This is a genomic window from Actinoplanes cyaneus, assembly GCF_016862095.1.
GTDB classification, from domain to species: Bacteria; Actinomycetota; Actinomycetes; order Mycobacteriales; family Micromonosporaceae; genus Actinoplanes; species Actinoplanes cyaneus.
The window spans coordinates 299,769-321,623 of record NZ_BOMH01000028.1 but is presented as its reverse complement, the minus strand read 5'-3'; the positions used below and the strand labels follow the sequence as shown (position 1 = coordinate 321,623).

The 21,855-nt window shown below is 71.1% G+C and carries 23 protein-coding genes; 13 read left to right on the top strand and 10 right to left on the bottom strand.

The genetic code is table 11. From position 1 onward, the window contains the following. The first annotated feature begins 18 nt into the window (after positions 1-18). On the top strand, positions 19-2,319 hold the full coding sequence (locus Acy02nite_RS19360; protein ID WP_203742426.1) for a HelD family protein: 2,301 nt from the start codon (positions 19-21) through the stop codon (positions 2,317-2,319). A gap of 84 nt (positions 2,320-2,403) precedes the next feature. Here the strand turns inward: Acy02nite_RS19360 and Acy02nite_RS19355 are convergent, their stop codons facing one another. Together Acy02nite_RS19355 and Acy02nite_RS19350 are read right to left on the bottom strand one after the other, a co-directional pair. Continuing rightward, the gene (locus Acy02nite_RS19355) at positions 2,404-3,108 is read right to left on the bottom strand and encodes a class I SAM-dependent DNA methyltransferase (protein WP_203742425.1); all 705 of its coding nucleotides are present in this window, start codon (positions 3,106-3,108) and stop codon (positions 2,404-2,406) included. Positions 3,109-3,205: 97 nt separating this feature from the next. Continuing rightward, positions 3,206-4,129, bottom strand: a complete 924-nt coding sequence (locus Acy02nite_RS19350; protein WP_203742423.1) for a sigma-70 family RNA polymerase sigma factor — start codon at positions 4,127-4,129, stop codon at positions 3,206-3,208. 206 nt (positions 4,130-4,335) lie between these two features. On the opposite strand from Acy02nite_RS19350, the gene Acy02nite_RS19345 reads away from it, so the two are divergent. Beyond that, the gene (locus tag Acy02nite_RS19345) at positions 4,336-4,836 is read left to right on the top strand and encodes a DUF456 domain-containing protein (RefSeq protein ID WP_203742421.1); all 501 of its coding nucleotides are present in this window, start codon (positions 4,336-4,338) and stop codon (positions 4,834-4,836) included. A 325-nt stretch (positions 4,837-5,161) separates the two neighbouring features. On the opposite strand, the gene Acy02nite_RS19340 is transcribed toward Acy02nite_RS19345, so the two are convergent. Together Acy02nite_RS19340 and Acy02nite_RS19335 are read right to left on the bottom strand one after the other, a co-directional pair. Continuing rightward, complete coding sequence (locus tag Acy02nite_RS19340; RefSeq protein ID WP_203742580.1) at positions 5,162-6,379, bottom strand: D-alanyl-D-alanine carboxypeptidase family protein; 1,218 nt, start codon at positions 6,377-6,379, stop codon at positions 5,162-5,164. An 83-nt stretch (positions 6,380-6,462) separates the two neighbouring features. Next, positions 6,463-6,894, bottom strand: a complete 432-nt coding sequence (locus Acy02nite_RS19335) for a hypothetical protein (RefSeq protein ID WP_203742419.1) — start codon at positions 6,892-6,894, stop codon at positions 6,463-6,465. A gap of 201 nt (positions 6,895-7,095) precedes the next feature. Between Acy02nite_RS19335 and Acy02nite_RS19330 the strand changes: the two genes are divergently transcribed. Next, positions 7,096-7,446, top strand: coding sequence for a histone-like nucleoid-structuring protein Lsr2 (locus tag Acy02nite_RS19330; RefSeq protein WP_203742417.1), 351 nt, complete (start codon positions 7,096-7,098; stop codon positions 7,444-7,446). 77 nt (positions 7,447-7,523) lie between these two features. On the opposite strand, the gene Acy02nite_RS19325 is transcribed toward Acy02nite_RS19330, so the two are convergent. The 4 genes from Acy02nite_RS19325 to Acy02nite_RS19310 form a co-directional block, all read right to left on the bottom strand. Beyond that, on the bottom strand, positions 7,524-8,405 hold the full coding sequence (locus Acy02nite_RS19325) for an LLM class flavin-dependent oxidoreductase (RefSeq protein WP_203742415.1): 882 nt from the start codon (positions 8,403-8,405) through the stop codon (positions 7,524-7,526). Positions 8,406-8,473: 68 nt separating this feature from the next. Further along, positions 8,474-8,941 carry a MarR family transcriptional regulator gene (locus tag Acy02nite_RS19320; RefSeq protein WP_203742413.1) on the bottom strand — a complete coding sequence of 156 codons (468 nt, stop codon included), beginning with the start codon at positions 8,939-8,941 and terminating at the stop codon, positions 8,474-8,476. 78 nt (positions 8,942-9,019) lie between these two features. Next, positions 9,020-10,162 (bottom strand): PP2C family protein-serine/threonine phosphatase, encoded by a 1,143-nt coding sequence (locus tag Acy02nite_RS19315; protein ID WP_203742412.1) that lies wholly within the window; start codon positions 10,160-10,162, stop codon positions 9,020-9,022. Between the two features lie 88 nt (positions 10,163-10,250). Next, positions 10,251-10,646, bottom strand: coding sequence for an ATP-binding protein (locus Acy02nite_RS19310; protein ID WP_203742411.1), 396 nt, complete (start codon positions 10,644-10,646; stop codon positions 10,251-10,253). A 130-nt stretch (positions 10,647-10,776) separates the two neighbouring features. Here Acy02nite_RS19310 and Acy02nite_RS19305 point away from each other — a divergent pair, with 130 nt between their 5' ends. Together Acy02nite_RS19305 and fgd are read left to right on the top strand one after the other, a co-directional pair. Next, a complete protein-coding gene (locus Acy02nite_RS19305) occupies positions 10,777-12,597 on the top strand; it encodes a sigma-70 family RNA polymerase sigma factor (RefSeq protein ID WP_203742409.1) in 1,821 nt (606 codons plus the stop codon). A gap of 10 nt (positions 12,598-12,607) precedes the next feature. After that, positions 12,608-13,603, top strand: a complete 996-nt coding sequence (gene fgd, locus Acy02nite_RS19300; RefSeq protein ID WP_203742408.1) for a glucose-6-phosphate dehydrogenase (coenzyme-F420) — start codon at positions 12,608-12,610, stop codon at positions 13,601-13,603. 126 nt (positions 13,604-13,729) lie between these two features. Here fgd and Acy02nite_RS19295 read toward each other — a convergent pair whose 3' ends face one another. After that, positions 13,730-14,959: a glycosyltransferase family 2 protein gene (locus tag Acy02nite_RS19295; protein WP_203742406.1), complete on the bottom strand. Its 1,230-nt coding sequence runs from the start codon at positions 14,957-14,959 to the stop codon at positions 13,730-13,732. A gap of 200 nt (positions 14,960-15,159) precedes the next feature. Here Acy02nite_RS19295 and Acy02nite_RS19290 point away from each other — a divergent pair, with 200 nt between their 5' ends. The 4 genes from Acy02nite_RS19290 to Acy02nite_RS19275 all read left to right on the top strand — a co-directional run bounded on the left by Acy02nite_RS19290 (position 15,160) and on the right by Acy02nite_RS19275 (position 17,408). After that, positions 15,160-16,032 carry an LLM class F420-dependent oxidoreductase gene (locus tag Acy02nite_RS19290; RefSeq protein ID WP_203742579.1) on the top strand — a complete coding sequence of 291 codons (873 nt, stop codon included), beginning with the start codon at positions 15,160-15,162 and terminating at the stop codon, positions 16,030-16,032. After that, the gene (locus tag Acy02nite_RS19285) at positions 16,029-16,682 is read left to right on the top strand and encodes an HAD family hydrolase (protein ID WP_203742405.1); all 654 of its coding nucleotides are present in this window, start codon (positions 16,029-16,031) and stop codon (positions 16,680-16,682) included. Before Acy02nite_RS19290 ends, Acy02nite_RS19285 begins: the two co-directional genes overlap by 4 nt. A 130-nt stretch (positions 16,683-16,812) precedes the next feature. Beyond that, positions 16,813-17,088, top strand: a complete 276-nt coding sequence (locus tag Acy02nite_RS19280) for a hypothetical protein (protein WP_203742404.1) — start codon at positions 16,813-16,815, stop codon at positions 17,086-17,088. Beyond that, positions 17,085-17,408 (top strand): hypothetical protein, encoded by a 324-nt coding sequence (locus Acy02nite_RS19275; protein ID WP_203742403.1) that lies wholly within the window; start codon positions 17,085-17,087, stop codon positions 17,406-17,408. The genes Acy02nite_RS19280 and Acy02nite_RS19275 overlap by 4 nt, the downstream gene beginning before the upstream one ends. Before the next feature lie 243 nt (positions 17,409-17,651). Here the strand turns inward: Acy02nite_RS19275 and Acy02nite_RS19270 are convergent, their stop codons facing one another. Beyond that, positions 17,652-18,815 (bottom strand): FAD-dependent monooxygenase, encoded by a 1,164-nt coding sequence (locus Acy02nite_RS19270; RefSeq protein ID WP_203742402.1) that lies wholly within the window; start codon positions 18,813-18,815, stop codon positions 17,652-17,654. A gap of 82 nt (positions 18,816-18,897) precedes the next feature. On the opposite strand from Acy02nite_RS19270, the gene Acy02nite_RS19265 reads away from it, so the two are divergent. The 4 genes from Acy02nite_RS19265 to Acy02nite_RS19250 all read left to right on the top strand — a co-directional run bounded on the left by Acy02nite_RS19265 (position 18,898) and on the right by Acy02nite_RS19250 (position 21,853). Further along, positions 18,898-19,542, top strand: a complete 645-nt coding sequence (locus tag Acy02nite_RS19265) for a TetR/AcrR family transcriptional regulator C-terminal domain-containing protein (protein ID WP_203742401.1) — start codon at positions 18,898-18,900, stop codon at positions 19,540-19,542. A 48-nt stretch (positions 19,543-19,590) separates the two neighbouring features. Next, positions 19,591-21,246: a sodium:solute symporter family protein gene (locus Acy02nite_RS19260; RefSeq protein WP_239175001.1), complete on the top strand. Its 1,656-nt coding sequence runs from the start codon at positions 19,591-19,593 to the stop codon at positions 21,244-21,246. 17 nt (positions 21,247-21,263) lie between these two features. Beyond that, a complete protein-coding gene (locus Acy02nite_RS19255) occupies positions 21,264-21,509 on the top strand; it encodes a hypothetical protein (protein ID WP_203742400.1) in 246 nt (81 codons plus the stop codon). Positions 21,510-21,598: 89 nt separating this feature from the next. Then, entirely contained in the window at positions 21,599-21,853 is a 255-nt protein-coding gene (locus Acy02nite_RS19250) for a hypothetical protein (RefSeq protein ID WP_203742398.1), read from the top strand. The last annotated feature ends 2 nt before the right edge of the window (positions 21,854-21,855 follow it).

The following is a 21,855-nucleotide window of genomic DNA, read 5'->3' as shown; positions in this document are numbered from 1 at the left end:
TGGTTGCCAGCGGCCGGAATGATAGCACGAAAAGGGGCGATTTTGTCAAGCTCGAACGCCGACGTCGATTCCGAGCAGGCGTACTTGACCGCGCTCTACCAGCGGCTCGACCAGCTGCGTGAGCAGGCCGACAGCCGGCTCAAGGCGATCCTGCTGGAGGCGGGCGGCACCCCGCAGGGCCGCACCCAGCGCGAGGCCACCCGTGCCCACTACGCGGAGCAGCTCGCCCAGATGAATTCCGTGGAGAACGGTCTCTGTTTCGGCCGTCTCGACTACACCACCGGCGCGAATCAGTACATCGGCCGGATCGGGCTCTTCGCCGAGGACCGTGACCAGGACCCGCTCCTGGTCGACTGGCGCGCCCCGGCCGCCCGGCCGTTCTATCTCGCCACCGCGGTCAACCCGGAGGGGGTCACCCGGCGGCGGCATCTGCGCACCCGCGGCCGCGTCCTGACCAGCGTCGACGACGAGGTGCTCGACCTGGAGGCCGGTGACGGCACCGGGCGGGAGGACGTGACCGGTGAGGCGGCGCTGCTCTCCGCGCTGACCGCGAACCGGACCGGCCGGATGCGCGACATCGTCGAGACCATCCAGGCCGAGCAGGACGAAGTGATCCGTTCCGGTCTCGCGGGCGCTCTGGTGGTCCAGGGCGGGCCGGGCACCGGCAAGACCGCGGTCGCGCTGCACCGCGCGGCGTACCTGCTCTACACCTACCGCCAGCAGCTCACCAAGTCCGGCGTGCTGATCCTCGGGCCGAACCTCACGTTCCTGCGCTACATCTCCCAGGTCCTCCCGTCGCTCGCCGAGACCGGTGTCCTGCTGGCCACCCTCGGCGACATGTTCCCGGGGGTGCGCGCCCGCGGCCACGAGCCGGACGACGTGGCCCTGGTCAAGGGCGACCTCGACCTGATGCTGCCGGCCCTGGAGAACGCCGTCGCCGACCGGCAGACCGTCCCGGAGACGTTCGCCGAGGTCGACCACGACGGCTACCCGCTGCGGATCGAGCGCGCGCTGATCGAGGACGCGCGTGCCGTCGCCCGCCGGTCCGGCCGCCCGCACAACGTGGCCCGGGCGGTCTTCGTCACCGAGGCGATCCACGCGTTGTCGCTGCAGATCGCCGAGCGCATCGGTGCCGACCCGCTCGGCGGGGAGAACCTGCTCTCCGACGCCGACCTCGCGGAGACCCGCCGTGAGCTGCGGGAGGACATCGACGTACAGCAGATGCTCTTCGATTTCTGGCCGGTTCTGACGCCCCGGCAGGTGCTGCGTGACCTGCTCACCGATGCGGGCCGGCTGGAGTCGGCGGGTCTTCCGCCGTCGCTGCTGCGTGACCGGGACGCCCGCTGGACGCCGGCCGACGTGCCGCTGCTCGACGAGCTGGCCGAGCTGCTCGGCGTCGACGACACGCTGAAGAAGCGGGAGGCGGCCCGGGAGCGGGAGGCCGCGATCGACTACGCCGAGGGCGTGCTGGAGATCGTCGAGGGCTCCCGGTCGCTGGACTTCGAGGACCAGGAGGAGGAGATCCTCTCCGCGATCGACGTGGTGGACGCCAGTGCGTTCGTCGAGCGGCACGAGGTGATCGACACCCGGACCGCGGCCGAGCGCGCCGCGGCCGACCGCACCTGGATGTTCGGCCACGTGATCGTCGACGAGGCGCAGGAGTTGTCGCCGATGGCGTGGCGGCTGCTGATGCGCCGCTGCCCGAGCCGCTCGATGACGGTGGTCGGCGACGTCGCGCAGACGTCCGAGCCGGCCGGGTCGACGAGCTGGGACCAGATCTTCGAGCCGTACGTCGGGCAGCGCTGGCGGCTGGTCGAGCTGAGCGTCAACTACCGCACCCCGGCCGAGGTCATGGCCGTCGCCGCGGACGTGCTCGCCGAGGTCGGCCCGGCGCTGAAGCCGCCGCGCTCGGTCCGTTCCGCCGGGGTCACCCCGTGGGCGCGGCACGTCCCGGCGGAGGCGCTCGCCGAGGAGTTGATCGCCGACGTCCGCAAGGAGGCCGCCGCCGTCGAGTCCGGCCGGGTCGGCGTCCTGGTCCCGGCGCGGCTGCAGGAGACGCTCGGCGCGGCCCTGGTCGAGGCGGTGCCGGGCGCGGCCGTGGGGGAGCAGCCCGACCTGCTGAACCACGTCGTCCTGATGACCGTCCGGCAGGCGAAGGGCCTGGAGTTCGACTCCGTCCTGGTGATCTGCCCGGACGAGATCATCGCGGACAGCCCGCGAGGACTGTCCGATCTCTACGTCGCCGTGACCCGGGCCACGCAGCGCCTCGGGGTCCTGCACACCGCGCCGCTGCCGCCGGTTCTGTCCTCGCTGGCCTGACCTCCGGCCGAGCCGGCCCGCGACTGAGCCTGCCCGGCGACCGGGTCGGCCCGCGACGGGCCGGCCCGTGCTGATCGATCCCGGTCAGGGGCGCGCCTTCGCGATGAAGACGTTCTCCCGGCCGGGACGGTCCGGTGCGTCCCGCACCTCGAGGAGCTCGAATGCCGCCGTACGCAACGATTCCTCGATCTCCTCCCGGGACCGGAACCGCAGCGTCGAGTCGGAGGTCAGCACCGTCCCGTCGGTGAATCGGAACTCGTAGCCGAACGAGACCAGCGGCAGTTCGACGGCCCCGAGCGTGAAATGGCGCTCGACGCCCAGCTCTTCCAGGAACCTCGGGTCATGGGACCATTCCTCCCAGCCCCGGAACTCCGGCCGTCGCGCCTCGAACACCAGGTGCCCGCCGTCGCGCAGCGCACCCCGGATCCCGTGCAGCGCCGCCGCCCACTCCTCGTCCGTGACGAACACCTGCGCCACGTTCCCGATCATGGTTGCCAGGTCGGCGTCGAGTGCCGGCAACTCCGCCGCCCCGGCATGCAGCCAGGTGACCGCCGACGACTTGCCGCGCGCGATGTCGAGCGAGGCGGCCGCCGGATCCGCGCCGATCACGGTGTGCCCGAGCCCGGCCAGCACGGCCGCGAAGGTGCCGGTCCCGCAGCCCACGTCGACGATCCGCTCCGGGCGCAAGGACTCGACGATCGCCAGATAGGCCGGAAGATCACCCCGATCGGCCTCGAAGGCGTCGTAGAGCGCAGCGAGACGAGGATGGGCGAAATGTGCGTCAGGCATGGGCCTCAACCTATGCGCCCGATTCCCGCCCGGCCACCCGCCGACGGGAAAAGGCCCGGCGTCCGAAGACACCGGGCCCTTCACGATCGATCGGTCGTCAGGCGGCGACCGCCGGGCGCGCGCCACGGCCGATCGCGGTGTGCCCGTGGCTGTTGGTCATCGCCAGCCGGCTGTGCATGGTGGTGTTGTTCGCGATGGTCGCGTAGTAGGACGCCCGGCGGCGAGCGGTGATGCTGTCCGGGTTCTCCGGGACCGGCGCCATCTCCGGGTCGAGGTGCGTGTTCAGGCCGTCGCGCAGCAGCGACAGCGCCTCGGCGCGCAGCTGCGAGACGCGCGACTCGGTCACGCCGAGGTCCTTGGCGATGTCCGCCATCGGGCGCTCCTGCAGGAAGTACTCGGTGACCACGGTCTGCAGGCGGTCCGGCAGCGAGCCGATCGCGTGGTGCAGGTAACCGATCTGCTCCCGGCGCAGCAGCATCTCCTCCGGGCCCGGGGTGCGCTCGGTGACCAGGTCGTCGGCGCTGCTGGTGGTGAAGCCCTGCAGCGACAGGACGGTGGCGCGCTGCACGTCGGTGTCGGTCTGGTGCAGGTCCGTGGTGGTGGTGCCCAGCGCCTGCGCCAGCTCCTCCGGCGTCGGCGTCCGGCCGAGGCTGGTGGCCAGGTTCTGCCGGGTGGTCTCGGTGGTGCGGGCCTTGGAGCGCACCGAGCGGGTCGCCCAGTCCAGCGAGCGCAGCTCGTCGAGCAGCGCGCCGCGGATCCGGGTGCCGGCGAAGCGGTGGAACGGCACGCCACGGTCGGCGTCCCAGCCGCGGGCGGCGGTGACCAGCGCGTGCAGGCCGGCGCTGGTCAGGTCGTCGCGGTGGATGTGGTTGGGGATCCGGCTGAGCATGTCCCGCACCAGGTGGCCGACCAGCGGCATGTGCGTGCGGATCAGCTCCTCCTGCTCGGCGGCGGAGAGCACCGGCGTGGCGGAAGCGGTGTCGGCGGCGAGGTCGGCAGCGGTCGTCACGGTGCTGGTCATGTTCGTTTCCCCCGGTTGTTGTCGGCGCCCTCGGCTGGGTGGCACCGGCTGACAGGAAGAAACTTTGAAGCCGCGAAGGTGCAGGCCAAGGTCACGGACAGTTGCGTGCCGGTTGCTTGCGAACCAGGGCTCCGTGACGCCCGTGCCGATCGGCGGGGGAGGGGCCCGCTTGAGAGTTTCCGCGCAGGTGCGGCAGGGTGGGCCGCATGGATCTGAGCGACGGCGGCACGACCGTCACCATCATCGCCGGGGTGCTGATCGTCGCCGGGGTGCTCGGGGTGCTCCTGCCGATCATCCCGGGACTGCTGCTGAGCTGGGGCGGCGTGCTGCTCTGGGCGCTGCTCTCGGACACCGGCGGAGCCGTCAAGTGGCTGGTCCTGGCGCTGGCCACGGTGATCGCCGCGGTCGGCATGGTGGTCAAGTTCCTCTGGCCCGGCCGCAAGCTCAAGGACTCCGGCGTGCCCCTGCCCAGCCTGCTCGCCGGCGGGGTGCTCGGCCTGATCGGCTTCTTCGTGGTGCCGGTGGTCGGTCTGCTGCTCGGCTTCCTGCTCGGCATCTACGCCATGGAGGCGATGCGCCTCGGCGTCGACCAGGCCTGGCCGTCCACCCGCCGCGCGCTCGCCGCCGTCGGCCTGTCCCTGCTGGTCGAGTTCGCCGCCGCCCTGGGCGTAGCCGTGGTCTGGGTCTTCGGCCTGATCGCCGCCTAGAACAACTTCAAGACCTTCATTGCCTGCCTCCGCTGTGGTCCCGATCGTCGCTCCCGCGGGGACCCTTGCGGGCTTCGCAGGGCGCTGGCGCGCCCAGAACGCGAAGCCCTCCAGGGCGATCTCCGTGGGTGGTCCCGCTCAGAGCAGCAAACCAGTCGACAGCTCCCGCGTACTGCGGAGCCCCGCCCTCGTGGCCCGCGGCCGATCTCTCGGTCCCGGCCGCAGCGCCCCAACTCTCCCGGGCTGGCTCTGAGGGTCGTTATTCGTCCTCATAACAACCGTGAGGACCAGCCGAGACCGCGCGGGTTGTGGTGCGGGTCGCGGGCTAGGAGCTCTGGTTGCGGGCGATCCGGCGTCGGCGGCGCTGGACGAGCAGCAGCAACAGCGGGATCCCGGCGAGCACCACCGCGGCCGTGACGGCCGCGAGGACGGACAGGCCGCCGGCCTTGCTCGCCGGCTTCGCGGCCACCCCGGCCCCGCCACCGGTGCTCGCCTTCTCCGGCGCCGCGCTCGTGGCCTGTGCCGACGCGGCGACCTCCGCGGGCGTCACCAGGTGGCCCACCGACGAGCCGGCCGGCTGGGCGAAACCCCAGTCCAGCAGAGCCGCGCCCTGCTGCCACCCGCGAATCGGCCGGGCCTCCGCGCCGAGCAGGGTGACGACGAGCCGCCGCCCGTTGCGCTGCGCCGCGCCCACGTAACTGTGCCGCGCGACGGTGGTGAACCCGGTCTTCCCGCCCATCGCGCCCGGGTAGTTGTAGATGAGCTTGTTCTCGTTCTGGAACTGGAAGCCGCCGACCTTGCGAGCCGGCTGGGCGGGCATCTGCGCGATCTTGGTGAGCACGTACTTGCGGAAGTCCGCGTTGGCGAAGTCCACCCGGGCGATCAACGCGAGGTCGTACGCGCTGGTGAATTGCCCTTTGCCGTCGAGTCCCGACGGCGTGACGGCATGTGTCTGGAACGCGCCCAGCTCCCGTGCCTTGGCGTTCATCGCCGCGACCGTCTTGGCGACCCCGTCCGCGCCGCCCCCGCCGGCCATCCGGGCCAGCGCGTTCGCGGCATCGTTCCCGGAGTTGAGCAGGAGCCCGAGCCACAGCGTGGAGACCGGGTAGGTGCCGCCGGGCACGATCCCGACCGCCGAGCTGTTTACCTCGATGTCCAGGTCGCTCTGCACGATCTTGACGTTCTGCTTCGGGTCGAGCTTGTCGATCGCGGTCGCCGCCAGCAGGGTCTTCTGCACGCTGGCCGGGGTCTGGTGGACGTGCGGCCCGCAGGAGCCGAGGACCTCGCCGGTGTCCAGGTCGGCGACTATCCAGGTGGTGGCGGTGACCGCCGGTGGCTGTTTCGCCCCCGGCGGGACGATCAGCCCATGTGTGGCCAGGTCGTCGCCGCCCACCTTCAGGTCGTCCGGGTTGTCGGCCGGCGGGACCGGGCGCGGCGGGGCACTCGGCTTGGCGATCCTCGGGTGCGGGCAGGGGATCTCGGCGGCCTGCGCGGGGCTCCCGGGAAAGACCGCGGACGCCGCGGCGAGCAGGACCACCACCAGAGCGGCGCCGGAACGCGAGGCGGTCGCGCCAGGAGCCGTGGCCGGGGAGGGGGCGGCCGGGACGACGGCCGGTCGGGGGGCGGTCACGGCCAGCGGGCTCCCGCTTCGAGTCGGCGTTCCAGCAGATGGTCCAGCGGCACCGGCTCGCCGTCGCCGCCGCCGGCCCCGACGATCAGGCGCGGCATGCTCGGTGACAGCTCGGCGCCGGTGAACCGGGCGCGCAGCGAGGCCGGCACGGTGAGCACGTAATACTCCCCGTCCTCGCCGACCGCGACGGACCGGTTGGACTTCAGGTACCACCCGCGGAGCCGGGTCTTGTACGTCCACCGGCCGTCGTAGGTGGTCGCGCTCAGCGGGTGCGGCGCGAGCCCGCGCTCCCCGGCCCGGCGGACGAAAGCCTCGAGCAGCGTCGCGGCATGCCGGGCCTCGGCGGTGCGCCCGGCCTCCAGCGCGGCGGCGCGCCCGGCGACGGCCTGACGGTGGTGCGCCAGCCAGTCGGCGTGCTCGTCCTGCATGGCGCCGACCCTAACGTGAGAGCCGGGCCGGAGGCCACCCGGGCTTTCTCTTCGATTCGCCGCGAATGTACACGGCACATTCTGATAAGGCGCCGCGCAACTGGACCGAAAAGAATTGCCGGATCGCGCCGGGGAGTTGCGCGGCATGCCGTTCGGGGGCCAGACTGTGCGCGGGCGAATTGTTTTCTCTCGGGAGTCGTTATGGCGCGGCAGGTAATCACCACCCTGATCGACGATCTGGACGGCAAGAAGGCGGATCGCACCGTCGAGTTCAGCCTCGACGGAGTCAGCTACACGATCGACCTTTCCGAGGCCAATGCCGGAAAGCTGCGCAAGGCGCTGGATCCATACATCAACGCCGGAACGCGTCTGGGCCGCACCTCCGCCGGGCGCATCCCGGCGCGTGGCGCCGCCCCGGCCCGCACCGCCGGATCTCGTGACGAGAACCGGCTGATCCGCGAGTGGGCGATCGGCAACGGGCACAAAATCTCCGAGCGGGGCCGCATTCCGCAGGAGGTCAGCAACGCCTATCGGGCAGCCCACGGCCGCTGACCTCTAGGTTCTGTCCCGCGTGATCCGCGGGACAGAACCTACCGGCGGAATTGCGCACCCGTCCGGGCTGGACGGTTTCAAATAGCCGCGCGCAGGCGCGGCAGCTCGACGGCCACCGCTTCCAGTACCTTCTCGTCGCCCGCATACCAACTGGACTGCCGCGGCCAATGCGTGATCACATCGGTGAATCCCAGAGCGGCCGCCCGCCCGGCGGCTTCCTGGAACGCGTCCACACTGCTCATCGAGAAGACCGGTGACGAGTCGAGATTGAGGTATCGGTCGACCGTTTCCGGGGCTCGCCCGGCGTCGGCGAGGGCCGCTTCGAAACGGTCCCGGCTCTCGGCGACGACGCGCCACCATTCCTCGGCGGTCTCGGCCTGCGGGCCGGTGGTCACCCAGCCGTCGCCGTGCCGGGCGGCCAGCCGCAACGCGCGCGGCCCGTTGGCGGCGATCACGAACGGCGGCCGGGGCTCCTGCAACGGCCCCGGGATGCTGCGCGCGTCGACAGCGGAGTAGAACGAGCCGGACCACGTGGTGGACGGCTGCGTCAGGATCGTGCCGAACAGCTCCAGGAACTCGGCGAAACGGTCCACCCGGGTGCGCGGGCTCAGCTCCGTCCCGCCGAGCACCGCCGAGTCGAAACCGATCCCGCCCGCGCCCATCCCGAGCAGCAACCGGCCGCCGGAGATGTCGTCGAGCGCGGTCACCTCCCGCGCGAAGTGCACCGGGTGCCGGAAGTTGGGCGTGGCGACGTACGTCCCCAGTTTGATCTTTTCGGTGACCATGGCCGCCGCCGTGAGGGTCGGGACCGCGTCGAACCACGGGCCGTCGATCAGATCACGCCAGCCGAGGTGGTCGTAGGTCCAGGCGTGGTCGAAGCCGAACTCCTCGGCCAGGCGCCATCGCTTGGCCGAGGTGGACCAGCGCTGATCAGGAAGAATCACGATGCCGAAACGCATCGCCCCAGACTAGATCCCGCCTGTGGGGGTGGTGATCACGGTCGTCCCGGGTGCCGGCCGGAAAGGAGTCAGGCGGTACGGCGGTCGTCGCCGGCGGACGTCTCGGCGGGGTCGGCGGCGGCGGCCTCGAAGGCCCGCAACGCCCGGAGCAGATCTTGCCGGGCGGCGACCGGCATCCGCTCCAGCACCTCGGTCAGCGCGGCCCGGCGGCGCTCCCGCAGGTCGGCCAGCAGGCGCCGGGACGCGCTGGTGAGCAGCAGCCGCACCTCGCGACGATCCCGCGGGTCGGCGACCCGGCGCAGCAGCCCGGTCGCCTCCAGCCGGTCGCAGAGCCGGCTGGCCGAGGACGGCACCACGTCGAGGGCCTCGGCGAGGCGGCTCATGTTGGTGTGCCGGTTCTCCGCGACGACGGTCAGCACCCGCAACTGGGCGGGTGGGATGACCGGTGTCTGGGCGAGCCGGGCCCGCTCCAGGACAGCGGCCAGCGACTCCACCGACGACTCAATGGCCGCGGCGACATCGGTGGCGTGCTCCATGGCGTTCCCCGTCGCGAGGTCACGGAATCCCGTTTGCAAAGAACTTCGAACTACCCACCGGTGTGTGGGCCAAACCTGTCAGCGGCGCCAATCCAGGCACACCGTGACGGCGTCGTCCTCCGGCTCGTAGCCCTTGTGGAACTCACGCAAGCTTCGCATCACCGTACCGACGGCCTCACCGGCGGGCTGCAGCCTGGTCCGGCGTAACGCCGTGAGCAGTGCGGACTCCCCGAAGGTGGTGCCGCCGCCGGGCGCCGCCGCGTGCACCCCGTCGCTGACCACGAGCAGCCGGTCACCCGGTTCGAGCCGGAACCGCTCGATCTCGTAGCGCGCCTCGCCGAACATGCCGAGCGGCAGTTGCTGTTCCAGCCGGATCTGCTCGATCTCGCCGCCCCGGCCGACCATGCAGTGCGGGGAGCCCGCGTCGACGGCGTCGACCCAGCCGCTGATCAGGTCGATCTCCAGGAGCAGGGTGGACGCGTGCAGGCTGCCGCCGTACCGGCTGTGCACCGCGTCCGAGGCGAGCTCGGCCTGCTCGACGAGGTCGGAGCCGCAGCGCCGGGCGTTGCGCATGGCGTTCACCGCGGTCGCCGTCAGCAGGGCCGACTCCATGCCGTCGCCCGCGCCGTTGAGCACGGTGATCGTGAGCCGGTCGCCGAGCAGCGACCAGTCGAAGTGGTCCCCGCGGACGTCGTACGCCGGTTCCAGCAAACCGGCCAGCTGGAACCGGTCGTCGCCGAGCGAGCGCCCGGGCAGCAGATCCCATTGCAGCTCGGCGGCCATGGTGGGCCGTTCCAGGCACTGCGCCCGGCGGTACCGGTCGGTCATCCGGTCGGCCGCGCGCATCGCCACCGCCAGCTCGTCGGCGACGATCCGCAGCTCGTCGGCCTGTTCCGGCTCGGGCCGCTCGGGCAGTTCGACCCGCAGTACGCCGAGCCGCTCCCCCCAGCAGGAGAGCGGCAGGTGCAGGCGGGCGCGGCCGGTGATGTCGGTCTCGGTGCCCGGTCGCTGGCTGCCGAAGCAGCGCAGCGCGCCCGGGTCGCTGTCCGGCCCCGGCGGGCCGAGCAGCGGGGCGAGTCTTCGCAGGGTGAGATCGGTTACCAGCACCTCGACGCGGTCGGCCGCGAAGTGCCGGCGCAGATGCTCGGCGATCACCTCCGGCAGACGGTCGGGGGCCGTGGCGCGCAGCAGCGCGCCGACGGAGACCGGTCGGTCGGACACCTGGACTCCTCTCGGGAACAATATTTGTTATACGGCAAATAATTGACCCTTGGGTAGTACGCCACGACCGCGGGGGCCGGTGTGACCGTCAGGCGAAGGACTTCTCGAAGTGGATCAGTGAACCTGTGCGCGGGCTGGACTGCATGCGGACGTTCTCGGCCAGTGCCCTGATCAGGAACAGCCCGCGACCGTGCTCGCTCGCGGCCGGAGCCGGCGCTGCCGTCTCCTCCGCCTCGAAGCCCCGGCCGTTGTCGACGACGTCGATGGAGCAGTGGTCCTCGCCGACGTCCAGGCGGACCTCGAACCCGTCCGCGCCGGCGGCGTGCTTGACCACGTTGGCGCAGGCTTCGGTCAGGGCGATCTCCAGATCGGCACCCGCCTGCCCGTCCACCTGGAGCGTGCTCAGGGCGCATCGCAGCAGCCTGCGCACGGCGGGAACGCTGTCCACCTCGCGAGGAAGGTTGAGCCGAACCGACATACGCATGACGGGTTCTGTGCCCGATCGCCGTACGAGCTAACCGTGTGGAGGGACACCCGGTCCCCGATTCGTGTTATCCATGATCCTCGCGTGCGTCTCCCTTCCTGGCGCCCGGCGCCGGAGGAAAGGGCAGAAGATGGCGAACCAACCCGATACCGCCACGGTGGTGGCCGCGCGAGCCGGCGACCCGGTCGCGGTGGACCGGCTCGTGGCCGGTTATCTCCCGCTCGTCTACACCATCGTGGGCCGCGCGCTGGAGGGGCACGCGGACGTCGACGACGTCGTGCAGGAGACCATGATCCGCGTCCTGCGCAACCTCGGTGAGCTGCGCGAGCCCGAGGCCTTCCGCTCCTGGCTGGTGGCGATCACGGTGCGCCAGGTGCGGGACCGGTTCCGGTTGCGCAACGCCGCACCGGACACGCCGCTCGACCCGGACCTGCGCGACCCGGGCGCCGACTTCACCGACCTGGCGATCACCCGCCTCGAGCTGTCCGGCCAGCGCCGGGAGACCGCCGAGGCGACCCGCTGGCTCGACGAGGAGAACCGGGAGCTGCTCTCGCTCTGGTGGCTGGAGGCCTCCGGTGAGCTGACCCGCGACGAGATCGTGGCGGGCACCGGCCTGAACCGCCAGCACGCCGCGGTCCGCATCCAGCGGATGAAGGCCCAGTTGGAGACGGCGCGCGCGGTGGTCCGGGCGCTGCACCGCCACCCGATCTGCCCGGAGCTCGCGGTGGTGATCGAGCCCTGGGACCACCGGCCCAACGCGCTCTGGCGCAAACGGATCGCCCGGCACACCCGCGAATGCCGGCTCTGCGCCCCGGCCTGGCAGGACCTGGTCGCCGCCGAGCGGCTGCTGGCCGGCATGGCGCTGCTCGTGCCGTCGTCGGCGGTCACGGCCGGGCTCGCCTCCTCCTCGGGCGCCGTGTCCTACACCACGAGCAAGGCGGTCGCCGGCAAGCTGGTCGCCAAGGCCGGCTTCGGGGTGGCGCAGAAGGTGCTGGTCACCGCCGTCGCGGTGACCGTCGTCGGCGGGGGCACGGCGGCCGCGGCCTACGCCCTGGGCGCCGACGACCAGGCCGCCCCGCCCGCCCCGCAGGTCGCCGCGGCGCCCGCACCGTCGCCGTCGGCGCTCACGCTCCCGCCCTCACCCGCGGCGACGAGCAAGTCACCGGCCCCACGCCGTACGTCATCGGCTCCTCAGCCTGTCGTCCCGGCCAAGGAGACCTCGGCGAAGAAGGGCGTCGGAGTCTGGAAGTTCACCGGCTCGAAGGCGGCCCTGAAGGACGTGGGCGCCGGGTGGTACTACGACTGGGCGTCGCAGAACAACGACATCCCCGGCCCGGCCGGCGTCGAGTTCGTCCCGATGATCTGGGGCAAGCAGAACGTCACCAGCGCCACCCTCGCGGAGGCCAAGTCCGAGGGGGACGTGCTGCTCGGCTTCAACGAGCCGGACATGGGCGGGCAGGCGAACATGAGCGTGGAGGACGCGCTCGCCGCCTGGCCGCAGCTGCAGGCGACCGGGATGCGCCTGGTCAGCCCGGCTGTCGCATACGGCGGTGACACCGCCGGTGGCTGGCTCGACCGCTTCATGACCGGCGCGAAGTCGAAGGGCCTGCGGGTCGACGCCATCGCCCTGCACTGGTACGGCTCCGACTTCAGCGCCGCCGCGGTGAATCAGTTCCTGGGGTACGTCGACGCGGTGCACAAGCGCTACGGCAAGCCGATCTGGATCACCGAGTTCGGCCTGATGAACTTCTCCGGCTCGCCGAAGTATCCGAGCGACGCGCAGAAGGTCACGTTCATCAAGGGCGCCACGGCGGGGCTGGAGAAACGGTCGTACGTCGAGCGGTATGCCTGGTTCGGGCTCCCGGCTGTCGGCGACAGCGTGGACTTCGGGCTCTACAAAGACGGCGACAGCCCGACCGAGGCCGGTAAGGCGTACCGCTCGGCGGGTTAGTCTCGGTTTCATGATTCGGTTCGGGTACAAGGCGTCGGCGGAGCAGTTCGCGCCGGCTGAACTGCTCAAGTACGGGATTCTGGCCGAGGAGCTCGGCTTCGACTCGGTCTTCGTCAGCGATCACCTGCAACCGTGGCGGCACGACGGCGGCCACGCCCCGGCCGCGCTCCCGTGGCTCGGGGCGCTGGCCGCGCGGACCGAACGGGTGCTGGTCGGCACGAGCGTGCTGACGCCGACGTTCCGCTACCACCCGGCCGTGGTGGCGCAGGCCTTCGCGACCCTGGGCTGCCTCGCGCCGGGCCGCGCCGTGCTCGGCGTCGGCTCCGGCGAGTCGCTCAACGAGGTGCTGCTGGGCACGCGGTGGCCGGACGGCAAGGAGCGGTTCGCCCGGCTCAAGGAGGCGGTCCTGCTGATCCAGAAGCTCTGGGCCGAGGATCGGGTGACCTACGAGGGCCAGTTCTACAAGACCGAGAACGCCACCATCTACGACAAGCCCTCGTCGCCGGTCCCGATCTACATCGGCGCCTCCGGCCCGGCCGCCACCCGTCTCGCCGGGCGGATCGCCGACGGTTTCATCACCACCAGCGGCAAGGGGCACGCCCTCTACACCGACACGCTGCTTCCCGCCGTCAAGGAAGGCGCGGAGAAGGGTGGCAAGAAGATCGACGACCTGGACCTGATGATCGAGGTCAAGGTCTCGTTCGACGACGACCTGGACCGGGCGCGCAACGACACCCACTACTGGGGTGCGCTGGCGCTGTCCCCGGAGGAGAAGACCGGCGTCGAGGACCCGGTCGAGATGCAGCGCCTGGCCGACGCCCTGCCGGTCGAGCGCACCGCGACCCGCTGGATCGTCTCGTCGGATCCGGAGGAGCACGCCGCCAAGGTCAAGGAATACCTCGACATGGGCTTCAACCACCTGGTCTTCCACGCGCCGGGGCCGGACCAGGAGCGCTTCCTGCGCCTCTACTCGACGGAGATCCTGCCCCGCCTCCGCGGCGCCTGACAAGATCGCTGCGAGGCGGCCGCGCCTGACGGGATGGCCGCGCGGCGGCCGCGCCTGACGAGACCGCCGCGAGGCGGCCGCGCTCGACGAGAACGCCGCTCGGTGGGAAGACCGGGCGGCGTTCGCTCATTCGTTCCGGTCGTCCGGTCGCACGGCGCGCAATCTGCCGGTACGGGACGAGGCGTCCCCAGCGCCCTCTCCGTTGATCACCCGGAGGTTGGGGCGGGCCGGCACCCGTCGCCGGCCGTCCCCGACGTCCCGTCCCCGGCCGTCGTTGTCCCGCCACTGCCGGCGCACTGTAGTGGCCTCGCCGAGGGTCCGGCCGCCGGTGACGCCGCCGCCGTGCCTGCGTGCCCCGAGCCGCCGGTCGCCGCCGATCGGCACGCCCGGCACGGTGGATGCCCCCGGTGCCGCGGCGATTCCCCGCCGCCGTGCTCCGAGCTCGGTGCCGTCGATCCTGGGGGCGCGCCGAAGTGCTCCCGGCTCGGTCCCGTCGATGCCCGGGGCGCGCCGGCTTGCTCCCGTGCCGTCGATCCCGGGGCTGAGGCGGGCGGAGAACGCGTCCGGCGCGAGTCCCGCCGGGCCCCGGGCGCCCGGATCGATCAGTCCGGCGTCGGTCCCGGTCCGGCCGAGCGCCGTGGCCGCCGAGTCCCGCCCGGTCATCACCACGATGCTGGTGGCCTGGGCCTCCCGGGCCGCCCGCCGGCGGGTGAGGTGTTCCCCGATCAGCGCCCGGCCGGCCTCCAGCAGCCCGGCGCGCGAGCCCGGCGCCGTCCGCGGGTAGCGCGTTCCCGGCACCTCGGTCACGAACAGCCCGTTCACGATCGCGCGCACGGTCAGCAGCGGCTCGATCTCGACCCCGTCGCCGCGTACCGCCTCGACGCCGGACACCCGCGGGAACCCGACCGAGCCGGCGGCGTCGCGCCAGAACGCCCGGAATCCGAAGCCCGGGTCGCTGCGCCGGCACCCGAACAGGACCGTCATCAGCCACAGCACGATCCGCGTGCCGAGCCGGGACATCGGCCCGCCGTCCAGATCGCGCCCGTCGCCACGGAACCGGGTGCCCTGCGCCACGTCCGCGCCGTCGAGCAGCGCCCGGACGTAGCGGGGCAGCTCGGCCGGGTCGCACCCGCCGTCACCGGGCAGGGTGACCACGATGTCGCCGGTGCTCGCCGCGACCCCGCACGCCAGGGCGTTGCCGGCCCCGGTTCGCGTCTGCCGGATCACCCGGGCGGCCAGGGGCACCGCCGCCGTCGTGTCGTCGTCACGGCCGACCACCACGATCACCTCGTCGACCGCGGGCAGGGCGGCGAGCAGGACCGGCAGGGCGGCCGTCGCCGGGATGACAACGCTCACGGACGGTGACGAGGGGCGCAGTGGTGGGACGGGCATGAGTGGCGGCTCCCCAGGTCAGGTGCGGTGCATCGGCACGAAGCTACCGGCTCGCAACTTGCTCGCAACTCATCGGTTCGGTGGATCACGATCAACTTCGGGGCGGTTCGGGCTCGGTCGGGTGCGGTCACGGTAGGTACGAAAGCGGTAGGGTTTGTCCCGTGATGAAGCTGGGGCTCCACATCTCGAACTTCACCTGGCCGGACGGCCCTGCCAAGCTCGCGCCGACGCTCGCCGAGATCGCGTCGGCGGCGGACGAGGCGGGTTTCGAGCGGATCAGCGTGATGGATCACCTCTGGCAGATCGGGGTGATCGGTCCTCCCGAGCACGAGATGCTCGAGGCGTACACCACTTTGGGTTTCCTCGCCGCCCACACCCGTCGTGCGAAGCTGCTGACCCTGGTCACCGGCGTCGTCTACCGCGAGCCGGGCCTGCTGGCCAAGGCCGTGACCACGCTCGACGTGCTGTCCGGCGGCCGCGCGATCCTCGGCATCGGCGCCGCGTGGAACGCGGAGGAGTCGGCAGGCCTGGGCCTGTTCTTCCCGCCGACGAAGGAGCGGTTCGAGCGTCTCGAGGAGGCGCTCAAGATCTGCCGTCAGATGTTCGACGGCGACGAGACCGCTTTCGAGGGTACGCATTACCGGCTCACCCGACTGCTGAACTCCCCGCGTCCGCTGGCGGCTCCGCGCCCGCCGATCCTGATCGGTGGCGGTGGTGAGAAGAAGACGCTGTTGCTGGTCGCGAAGTATGCGGACGCTTGCAACCTGTTCGCCGGCCCCGAGCTGGAGCACAAGCTGGACGTGCTGAAGCGGCACTGCGACGCCGTCGGCCGCGACTACGACGAGATCGAGAAGACCGTCATGGTCAACCTCGATCCGGGGGAGCGCGGTGAGCGGGTCGCCGAGATCGTCGACACGATGCGCCGGTTCGCCGGGCTCGGCATCACCGTCACCCACGGCGGGATCCGCGACGCGTGGGACACCAAGCGCTTCGAGATCTTCCGCGACGAGATCATCCCCGCGGCGGAGGCCCTGTGAGCATCACGGCGATCGTCTTCGACCTGGATGGCGTGATCATCGACTCCGAGGAGGTCTGGGAGGAGGTCCGCCGGGGTTATGTGGCCGAGCACGGCCGCGAGTTCCTCCCCGACACGCAGGACCGGATGATGGGCATGAGCACCGCCGAGTGGTCCGCGCACCTGGCCGACGAGGTGGGCGTGCCGCTCCCGGCGACCCGGGTGGCGGCCGACGTGCTGGAGCGCATGGCCGCGCGGTATGCGGAGTCGCTGCCGCTCATCCCCGGCGCGGTGGAGACCGTTCGCGCCCTCGGCAAGCACTACCGGCTGGCGCTGGCCAGCTCGTCCTCCCGGCTCCTGATCGACAAGGTGCTGGAGACGGCCGGGCTGACCGGCGAGTTCGAGGTCACGCTCTCGACCGAGGAGGTGCCGCGGGGCAAGCCGGCGCCGGATGTCTACCTCACCGCGGTGACCAGGCTGGGCCTGACGCGGGAGGTCTGTGCCGCGATCGAGGACTCCAGCAACGGGCTGCGGTCGGCCGCGGCGGCCGGGCTGACCGTGATCGCCGTCCCGCACGGCGTCTATCCGCCGGCGCCGGACGCGCTGGCGCGGGCCACACTGGTGGTCACGTCGGTCACCGAGGTCACCCCTGAGGTGGTGGCAGCGCTCTGACCAGCGGTGGTTTCGCCGGTCAACCCTGAAGGCGTAGCAGTGCTCCGGCCCGCGCGCCTCCGGCGGCGCCGCGACATGCGGCACACCCGGAGGCTTCCCCGGCGTATTACGCGCGTAATACGCTGGGGCCGTGGGATACGAATGGCTCGCGGTGGCCTTGCAGGCGCTGCGGGGCATCGATCCCGCCGAGGTGACCCAGGTTCTCGGTGCCAGGCGGCGTCGCCCGGTGCCGGCCGAGGCCGCCGGGGTGCTGCTCCTCACCGTCTGGGGCCGGACTCTCATGGGCCGGCCGCTGATCGTGGTGATCCGCCAGACCGGCGACTTCGACTATGTGATCGTCGGGGCGCGCGAGATGGACGAGAAGCAGCTCGTGCAGTTCGAGCAGTGGGAGGCCGGACAGTCATGAAGACGTATACCGACACGGACCTGGCCGCGGCCGCGGACGCCGTCGCCAACGGTGAGATCACGTTCTCCGAGGGCGGCGACGCCGAGTTGCCCCCGCCGCCCGACACCGAACCCAAGGTGGTCTGCTCGTTCCGTCTCCCGGTGGAGGCGTACCAGCAGCTCAGGCAGATCGCCGGCGAGCGTGGCCTGAAGCCGACCGCGCTCATGCGCGACTGGGTGCTGGCCGGGCTGGCCTCCGCCGACCGGGATCGCACCATCTCGGTCGCCGACCTGCTCCGGGTGGTCGCCGCCCTGCCCGACGCCCACCCCGACGCGGCCTGACCCGCAGCCCACCCCGACGCGGCCTGACCCGCGACCCGCAGCCGGCCCGCGCACGCCTCGACGTCGTCGCGTCCTGGTCCGGCCTCGTGCGCCGCTCGCGGTCCCGGCTGGTTCTCATGGGCGTTATTCGTCCCTCATAACGCCCATGAGAACCAGCCGGAAGGGCGAGCCGCGGGACGACCTGGGCCGGCGCGGAGTTCGCGGGGGAGTGGCACGGGACGGAGCTCACGGCGTACCGGGAAATCAGAAGGCGTACTCCGGGAGCTGGAGATTGGTGCTGCGGCCGGACGCGATCTTGAAGGTCAGGTCGAGGAACCACTGCTTGTTGTTGATGTAGTTGCGCATCCGGATGCCACGGTCGGTGCGCGGCGCGAGAAACCGGCCGGTGGTGTCCCCGCCCCGCTGCGTGCCACGGGCGAACTTCGCGATGCGCCGCTCGTAGGCGGGGAACGCGACCCGGTGATCGCCGCCGGCTGCCGCGAGCTCACCGGCCAGGACGTAGGCGGCCACGATCGCGGTCCCGTTGCCCTGGCCGCCGATGGTGGCGCCGCAGGCCGCGTCGCCGACCAGCGCGATCCGGCCGCGCGTCCATTCCGGCGCGTCGACCCGGCAGATCTGGTCGAAGTAGACGTCGTCGACCCGGTCGAGCTCGGCGAGCAGGCGCGGCGCGAGCCAGCCCAGGCCGCCGAAGCGGTCGCGGAGGATGGCCTTCTGCTCGTCGGCGTCGCGCCGGTCGTAGCGCAGCGCGGGTGAGGCGAACGCGGCGAACACTCCGGCCTTCGACGGGTCCTTGTGGTTGCCGCCGACACTGATCATCAGGCCGGGCGCGTTGTGCAGCAGTGACGTGCGGTCCAGGCCCCACTCGTCGGCGATCGGCCAGGTCGCGACGTAGTAACCGAGGTGCTTGACGAACTGCTCCTCCGGCCCGAACGTCAGCCGCCGGACCCCGGAGTGCACCCCGTCGGCCCCGATGACCAGGTCGAACGTGCGCTGCCGGCCGGAGGCGAAGGTCACGTCCACCCCGCCGGGCGTCTCGTCCAGCGCGGTGATCCGGTCGCCGAAGAGGAACTCCGTCTCCTTGCCGGCGTCGCACAGGATCTGGGCCAGGTCACCGCGGAGCACCTCGAGGTCGCCGCCCGCCAAGTCGGCCGGCCACTCCATCTGGCGGTTGCCGTGCTCGTCGACGAACCGCATCGCGGTGCCCCGCGTCTCGACGGCCCGCAGCGCGCCGACGACGCCCATCTTCTCCAGGATGCCCAGGTGCAGCGGGCCGCGGAAGTCGACGGCCTGACCGCCCGTCCGCAGTCGCGGGGCGGCCTCGACGATCGTCGGCCGGTGGCCGTAGCGGCCCAGCCAGTAGGCGAGGGCGGGACCGGCGATGCTCGCACCCGAGATCAGGACGTCCATGTCTTCTCCTTCGACCAGAAACTGTGTCCATCGGACTCAGTTATTTCTGTGTACGGTAGACGCAGTTTCGTTGGAGGGCAACATGGATTTCCTGTGGCAGGAGAACGCGGGCGGCCGCCGGGGGCCGAAGAAGGCGCTGACCCTGGAGTCGATCGCGGACGCGGCGATCGCGGTGGCGGATGCCGAGGGGCTCGCCGCGGTGTCGATGCAGCGGGTCGCCGCCGACGTCGGCTTCACCAAGATGGCGCTGTACCGCTACCTGCCCGGCAAAGCCGAACTGGTCGCCGTGATGCTGGAGCGTGCGATGGGCGAGCCCCCGGTGCTGTCGCCGGAGGATTGGCGGGCCGCCCTGACGCGATGGAGTGAAGCGCTCATCTCGGTCTTTGTCGGTCATCCCTGGGCGATCGAGGCGTCGACCGGCAGCCGCCCGGTCGGGCCGAACGAGTTGCGCTGGATGGAGGCGGCCCTGGCCGTCCTCCCCGGCGGGCTCACCGGCGCCGAGCGGATGGACACGATCGCCGTGGTCGCCGGCCTGGTCCGGGCGCTGGTGGTCCAGCCCGCGGAGAGTGGCCTGATCACGGCGATCACCGAGCACGCCGACCGCTTCCCCGCGATTTCCGCGGCGCTCGCCGACATGGCCGTCCACGGTGGGCAGGACCAGGCGTTCCGGTTCGGACTCGCGCGCCTCCTGGACGGCCTGGAGACGCTGATCACGCAACGAGTGTGAAATTTCCTCGGAGCGGGTAGCCACGGGCCGAACCTGGGAGGTGGGCCCGTGAGTGGTCTCCGGCTCGACGTGGACTTCGTCGACTACCTGATCCTTGCGATCTATTTCATCACTGTTCTCGGAGTCGGGTTCATGGCCCGGCGGGCCATCAAGAACAGCTCCGACTTCTTCCTTTCCGGCCGGTCGATGCCGGCCTGGGTGACCGGTCTGGCCTTCGTCTCGGCCAACCTGGGCGCCCTCGAGATCATCGGCATGGCCGCCAACGGCGCGCAGTACGGCCTGATGACCCTGCACTACTACTGGGTCGGCGCGGTCCCGGCGATGGTCTTCCTCGGCATCGTGATGATGCCGTTCTACTACGGCTCGAAGGTCCGCAGCGTCCCCGAGTTCCTGCGGCGGCGGTTCAACCGGCCGACCCACCTGTTCAACGCGGTGAGTTTCGCGGTGGCCCAGGTGCTGATCGCCGGCGTCAACCTCTACGCCCTGGCCCTCATCCTGCAGGCGCTGCTCGGCTGGCCGCTCTGGCTGTCCATCGTGATCGGCGCGGCCATCGTCCTGTCGTACATCACGCTCGGCGGCCTTTCCTCGGCCATCTACAACGAGGTCCTGCAGTTCTTCGTGATCCTGGCCGGTCTGATCCCGATCACGATCATCGGCCTGGTCAAGGTCGGCGGCTGGCACGGCCTGGTGGAGAAGGTGCAGGCCGGCCCGATCGGCGACGCCGCGCTGCACACCTTCAGCCAGACCGGCAGCAGCGACAACCCGCTCGGCGCGAACTGGATCGGGATCATCTTCGGTCTCGGCTTCGTGTTGTCCTTCGGCTACTGGACGACCAACTTCGCCGAGGTGCAGCGGGCGCTGAGCGCCAAGGACATGAGCGCCGCCCGGCGGACCCCGATCATCGGCGCCTTCCCGAAGCTGCTGATCCCCGCGGTCACCGTCATCCCCGGCCTGATCGCGCTGGTCACCGTGCAGGGGCTGGGCGCGAAGGAGGGCGACCTCACCTACAACAACGCGATCCCGTTGCTGATGCGTGACCTGCTGCCGAACGGCGTGCTCGGTGTCGCGGTGACCGGCCTGGTGGCGTCGTTCATGGCCGGCATGGCGGCCAACGTGAGCGGTTTCAACACCGTCTTCACGTACGACATCTGGCAGTCCTACGTCCGCAAGGACCGCCCCGACGGCTACTACCTGCGGGTGGGCCGCATCGCCACGATCGTCGGCGTGATCGTCGGGATCGGCACCGCGTTCATCGCGGCCGGCTTCGACAACATCATGAACTACATCCAGGCGCTGTTCTCGCTGTTCAACGCGCCGCTGTTCGCCACGTTCATCGTCGGCATGTTCTGGAAGCGGATGACCCCGTGGGCCGGCTTCTTCTCGCTGGTGCTCGGCTTCCTCGCCTCGCTGACGCTCTACCTGGGCTACCTCGGTGACGTCTTCGCGTTCAACTCCGACCTGGAGGAGAGCTTCTGGGGCGCCGGCGCCGCGTTCGTCACCGCCGTGGTGGTCGCGGTCGTGGTCACCCTGTTCACCACGAGCAAGCCGGACGACGAGCTGCGTGGCCTGGTCTACGGCCTGGCCGGCCCGAGCACCGGCGTCGACGTGATCGTCTCCGGCGACAAGGTCTGGTGGCGCAACCCGGTGATCCTCGGCGCCATCGCCCTGGTCCTGGCCGTTCTTCTCTACATCCCGTTCTGGTGAGTGAGGGTGAGCCTGTCATGAATCGACTCTTCGATCTGCGCGCCGTCATCGGCGGCATGTTCACCCTGTACGGCGTGATCGTCACGATCCTCGGCCTGTTCGACACCCCGGCCGAGATCGAGAAGGCGCAGGGTGTCCGGATCAACCTGTGGATGGGGCTGGCGATGCTCGCGCTCGGCCTGCTCATGCTGCTCTGGCTGCGCCTCAACCCGCCGAAGCCGGTCGAGACGACGGAGGAGGAGGCGCCCGCCCGCGAGGACTGATGTCGGGTTCGGTGTGCCCCGGTTGTCATCTCGTTGCACAGGGTTCCCGTATCGTCAAGTCAGGGACCTGGGCGACCGATTACCGGGGCATGCAACCCCTCGCCTCTATCAGCAGCCTCGCCTCGGGCGGCCAGCGCTCCGCTGGCTGGCAGGCGCAGCTCCGTGTGGACTTCGTCGTCAACAAGGTCACCCAGACCCACCGCGGTCAGACCGAAGAGCAGATCAAACAGGCTCTCACCGACCAACTGCGGGTCTTCGGTGTCGTCCCCAACCAGAAGCAGATGGCCATTTACGCCCAGGCCATCTCGGCGCTGCCCCAGTTTCCACCCACCACCGGCCGGTAGTG

Coding starts and splice junctions, on each gene's coding strand:
- Acy02nite_RS19250 (WP_203742398.1), top strand. CDS start 21,599: ATGCAACCCCTCGCCTCTATCAGCAGCCTCGCCTCGGGCGGCCAGCGC.
- fgd (WP_203742408.1), top strand. CDS start 12,608: ATGATTCGGTTCGGGTACAAGGCGTCGGCGGAGCAGTTCGCGCCGGCT.
- Acy02nite_RS19335 (WP_203742419.1), bottom strand. CDS start 6,894: ATGCAGGACGAGCACGCCGACTGGCTGGCGCACCACCGTCAGGCCGTC.
- Acy02nite_RS19355 (WP_203742425.1), bottom strand. CDS start 3,108: ATGCCTGACGCACATTTCGCCCATCCTCGTCTCGCTGCGCTCTACGAC.
- Acy02nite_RS19325 (WP_203742415.1), bottom strand. CDS start 8,405: ATGCGTTTCGGCATCGTGATTCTTCCTGATCAGCGCTGGTCCACCTCG.
- Acy02nite_RS19330 (WP_203742417.1), top strand. CDS start 7,096: ATGGCGCGGCAGGTAATCACCACCCTGATCGACGATCTGGACGGCAAG.
- Acy02nite_RS19305 (WP_203742409.1), top strand. CDS start 10,777: ATGGCGAACCAACCCGATACCGCCACGGTGGTGGCCGCGCGAGCCGGC.
- Acy02nite_RS19265 (WP_203742401.1), top strand. CDS start 18,898: ATGGATTTCCTGTGGCAGGAGAACGCGGGCGGCCGCCGGGGGCCGAAG.
- Acy02nite_RS19345 (WP_203742421.1), top strand. CDS start 4,336: ATGGATCTGAGCGACGGCGGCACGACCGTCACCATCATCGCCGGGGTG.
- Acy02nite_RS19255 (WP_203742400.1), top strand. CDS start 21,264: ATGAATCGACTCTTCGATCTGCGCGCCGTCATCGGCGGCATGTTCACC.
- Acy02nite_RS19310 (WP_203742411.1), bottom strand. CDS start 10,646: ATGCGTATGTCGGTTCGGCTCAACCTTCCTCGCGAGGTGGACAGCGTT.
- Acy02nite_RS19290 (WP_203742579.1), top strand. CDS start 15,160: ATGAAGCTGGGGCTCCACATCTCGAACTTCACCTGGCCGGACGGCCCT.
- Acy02nite_RS19320 (WP_203742413.1), bottom strand. CDS start 8,941: ATGGAGCACGCCACCGATGTCGCCGCGGCCATTGAGTCGTCGGTGGAG.
- Acy02nite_RS19275 (WP_203742403.1), top strand. CDS start 17,085: ATGAAGACGTATACCGACACGGACCTGGCCGCGGCCGCGGACGCCGTC.
- Acy02nite_RS19360 (WP_203742426.1), top strand. CDS start 19: ATGATAGCACGAAAAGGGGCGATTTTGTCAAGCTCGAACGCCGACGTC.
- Acy02nite_RS19350 (WP_203742423.1), bottom strand. CDS start 4,129: ATGACCAGCACCGTGACGACCGCTGCCGACCTCGCCGCCGACACCGCT.
- Acy02nite_RS19270 (WP_203742402.1), bottom strand. CDS start 18,815: ATGGACGTCCTGATCTCGGGTGCGAGCATCGCCGGTCCCGCCCTCGCC.